The organism is Agromyces humi (assembly GCF_009720255.1).
GTDB lineage: Bacteria > Actinomycetota > Actinomycetes > Actinomycetales > Microbacteriaceae > Agromyces > Agromyces humi.
In genome coordinates this window covers 1-3,676 of the sequence record NZ_WJSP02000365.1, presented here as the reverse complement: position 1 = coordinate 3,676, position 3,676 = coordinate 1, and the positions used below count along the sequence as shown (strand labels likewise).

4 protein-coding genes and 1 pseudogene are annotated in these 3,676 nt (G+C 71.1%); 4 read left to right on the top strand and 1 reads right to left on the bottom strand.

The features are described 5' to 3' along the window. Window positions 1-147, top strand: a pseudogene (locus GH736_RS19110) (phosphoglucosamine mutase); the annotation flags it as partial. Window positions 148-226: 79 nt separating this feature from the next. Here GH736_RS19110 and coaA read toward each other — a convergent pair. Further along, a complete protein-coding gene (coaA, locus tag GH736_RS19105; protein ID WP_159606173.1) occupies window positions 227-1,183 on the bottom strand; it encodes a type I pantothenate kinase in 957 nt (318 codons plus the stop codon). 77 nt (window positions 1,184-1,260) lie between these two features. Here coaA and glmS point away from each other — a divergent pair, with 77 nt between their 5' ends. The 3 genes from glmS to GH736_RS19090 all read left to right on the top strand — a co-directional run. Then, complete coding sequence (gene glmS / locus GH736_RS19100; RefSeq protein WP_159606171.1) at window positions 1,261-3,111, top strand: glutamine--fructose-6-phosphate transaminase (isomerizing); 1,851 nt, start codon at window positions 1,261-1,263, stop codon at window positions 3,109-3,111. Window positions 3,112-3,130: 19 nt separating this feature from the next. Next, window positions 3,131-3,499, top strand: coding sequence for a holo-ACP synthase (locus GH736_RS19095; RefSeq protein WP_159606169.1), 369 nt, complete (start codon window positions 3,131-3,133; stop codon window positions 3,497-3,499). Further along, the coding region (locus GH736_RS19090; RefSeq protein ID WP_203230855.1) for an alanine racemase at window positions 3,496-3,676 on the top strand (181 nt) is incomplete at its 3' end. The genes GH736_RS19095 and GH736_RS19090, both read left to right, overlap by 4 nt.

Here is a 3,676-nt window from a genome sequence, read left to right as displayed (position 1 = left end):
GGGCTCGGCGACACGGGCCGCGTGCTGCTGCGCCCGTCGGGCACCGAGCCGATGGTGCGGGTCATGGTCGAGGCCGCCGACCAGGAGACGGCCGAACGCCACGCCGCCGCACTGGCGGAGGTCGTGCGCGAACGACTCACGGTCTGACGAGCGCGTCGCGCCGCGTGGCCCGCTGAACCGGCACCGTCGCGCCGCGTGGCCCGCTGAACCGGCCCCGGCCGGCCCGTCAGAGCTTGCGGAGCAGCACGCTCGACACGGTGTGGTCGGCGCTCTTCCGCAGCACCAGTGACGCACGCGAGCGGGTCGGCCGGATGTTCTGCAGCAGGTTCGGTTCGTTGATGGACCGCCAGATCTCGCCTGCCCGCTGGCGGGCCTCCGCCTCCGTCAGGCTCGCGTACCGGTGGAAGTAGGAGCGCGGGTTCGAGAACGCGCCGCGCTGCAGCTTGAGGAAGCGCTCCTCGTACCAGCGGGCGATGTCGCTGGTACGTGCGTCGACGTAGATGGTGAAGTCGAAGAGGTCGCTCACCGCCAGGCGGTGCCCGGGCCCGGGCGGCTGCAGCACGTTCAGGCCCTCGATGATGAGCACGTCGGGGCGGCGGACCGTGACCTGCGCGTCGGGCACGATGTCGTAGGCGAGGTGGGAATAGAACGGGGCGCGCACCTCGGCGGCGCCGGCCTTGACCTCGCTGACGAACCGCAGGAGCGCCCGTCGGTCGTACGACTCGGGGAACCCCTTGCGCGCCATCAGGCCGCGGCGCTCGAGCTCCGCGTTCGGGAACAGGAAGCCGTCGGTGGTCACGAGCTCCACGCGCGGCGTGTGCTCCCACCTGGCGAGCAGCTCGCGGAGGAGCCGCGCGATCGTCGACTTGCCGACCGCGACGGACCCCGCCACGCCGATCACGAAGGGCGTCGCCTCGACGCGTTCGCGCAGGAACTCGCTCGTCACGTCGTGCAGCGACTTCGTGCCGCCGACGTAGAGGTTGAGCAGGCGGCTCAGCGGCAGGTAGACCTCTGCGACCTCGCGCAGGTCGAGCGGCTCGCCGAGCCCGCGCAGCTGCACGATCTCGGTCTCGCGCAGCGGCGAGGGGATCGATGGGGCGAGCGCGGCCCAGTCCGCCCGGCCGAGTTCGATGAAGGGCGAGATCTGCGCGACGTGCGACGACGGGCTCTGCGGATCCAGCACCGTGTCAGTCTAGTGTCGGCGCCGATCCGGGTCGCCGTGGGGGACCTGCCCAGTGGGCCGCCAGTAGAATCGCCCCTATGTGTGGAATCGTCGGGTACGTCGGAGAGCGCAACAGCCTCGACGTGCTCATGGCTGGCCTCAGCCGTCTGGAGTATCGCGGATACGACTCGGCGGGGGTCGCGATCGTCGACGACGACGGCGTCATCGAGACCGCGAAGCGCGCCGGCAAGCTGCAGGTGCTCGCCGACGATCTCGAGGCCACCCCGCTGCACCGCGGCGGCACGGGCATCGGCCACACCCGCTGGGCGACGCACGGCGGGCCGACCGACCGCAACGCGCATCCCCACCTGGGCGATGAGGGCCGCCTCGCGCTCATCCACAACGGCATCATCGAGAACTTCTCCGAGCTGAAGGACGAGCTCGTCGCTGAGGGCTACACGTTCGAGAGCGAGACCGACACCGAGGTCGCGGCGGTCCTGCTCGGCCGTGAGTACCGCCGCATCGGCGAGCTCACCGAGGCGTTCCGTGCGACCGTGTCGCGACTCGACGGCGCCTTCACGCTCCTCGCGGTCCACCGCGACCAGCCGGGCGTCGTGGTCGGTGCCCGGCGCAACTCGCCGCTCGTCATCGGGCTCGGCGACGGGGAGAACTTCCTCGGGTCGGACGTCGCCGCGTTCGTCGAGTTCACGAAGCGCGCGGTGGCCATCGGGCAGGACCAGATCGTCACGATCACCGCAGACGGCGCCACCGTGACGGACTTCGCCGGCGATCCCGTCGAAGTCGAGCCGTTCGACGTGGAGTGGGATGCGTCGGCCGCCGAGAAGGGCGGCTGGTCGTCCTTCATGCGCAAGGAGGTGTCCGAACAGCCCGACGCCGTGGCCAACACCCTCCGCGGTCGCATCAGCGAGGGTCGGGTGCACATCCCCGAGCTCGAGTCGTTCGGAGACGACGAGCTGCGCGGCATCCGACGCATCACCGTGATCGCATGCGGCACGGCGGCCTACGCGGGCATGGTCGCCAAGTACGCCATCGAACAGTGGGCTCGCGTGCCGGTCGAGGTCGAGCTCAGTCATGAGTTCCGGTACCGGGAGCCGGTGCTCGACGAGGGCACGCTGGTGGTCTCGATCAGCCAGTCGGGCGAGACCATGGACACGCTCATGGCGGTGAAGTACGCCCGCGAGATGGGTGCCCGCACGATCTCGATCTGCAACACGCAGGGCTCGACGATCCCGCGCGAGTCCGACGCCGTCGTCTACACCCACGCCGGGCCCGAGGTCGCGGTCGCGTCGACCAAGGCGTTCGTCGCGCAGATCGCCGCGCTCTACCTCTTCGGCCTTCACCTCGCCCGCGTGCGCGGCACCCTCTCCGACGAGGACCTCGGCACCCAGCTCGCCGAGCTGCAGGCGGTGCCCGAGAAGCTCGGGACGGTGCTGGGCCAGGCGGAGCGCGTCGGCCAGCTGGCGCGGTGGATGGCCGACACCCGCTCGGTGCTGTTCCTCGGGCGCCACGTCGGCTACCCGATCGCACTGGAGGGGGCGCTCAAGCTCAAGGAGCTCGCCTACATCCACGCCGAGGGCTTCGCCGCCGGCGAGCTGAAGCACGGGCCCATCGCCCTCATCGAGCCTGGACAGCCGGTCTTCGTCGTGGTGCCCAGCCCCCGCGGCTCGGCGAACCTGCACCCGAAGGTCGTGTCGAACATCCAGGAGATCCGTGCCAGGGGCGCCCGCGTGATCGCGATCGCCGAGGCGGGGGATGCCGCGGTGCTCCCGTTCGCCGACGAGGTCATCCGCATTCCGCTCGCCGCGCCGCTGTTCGAGCCGCTGCTCGCGGTCGTGCCGCTGCAGGTGTTCGCGATGGAGCTCGCGCAGGCGAAGGGCCTCGACGTCGACCAGCCGCGCAACCTCGCGAAGTCCGTGACGGTGGAGTGACCCGGGAGCAGGAGGCGCCGTGATCGTCGGGATCGGCATCGACGTGGTCGACATCGCTCGGTTCGAGCGGTCGATCACGCGTACGCCGGCGCTCGTCGAGCGCTTGTTCGCCGAGAGCGAACGCGATCGGCCGGCCCGGTCGCTGGCCGCGCGGTTCGCGGCGAAGGAGTCGCTCATCAAGGCGCTCGGTGGCCACGCGGTCATTCGCTGGCATGAGATGCGCGTCGTGCAGGATCCCGACGGCAACCCCGACTTCGCCCTCTCGGGTGGCCTCGCCGAGCACGTCCGTCGCCTCGGCATCGAACACGTGCACCTCTCGATGAGCCACGACGCGGGCATCGCCAGCGCGTTCGTGGTGCTCGAGTCCGCCGGCGGCGGCTCGCGATGACGGGGGTGGACCAGTCGGCACCGGATGCCGCGACGCGGCCGTTCCGCGAGGCCGTCGTCGACCTTCGGGCGATCGAGGACAATGTCCGCCGGCTCGCCGGCCGCGTGGCTCCCGCGGAGGTGATGGCGGTGGTCAAGGCGAACGCCTACGGCCATGGGGCGGTGGCGTGCGCGCGAG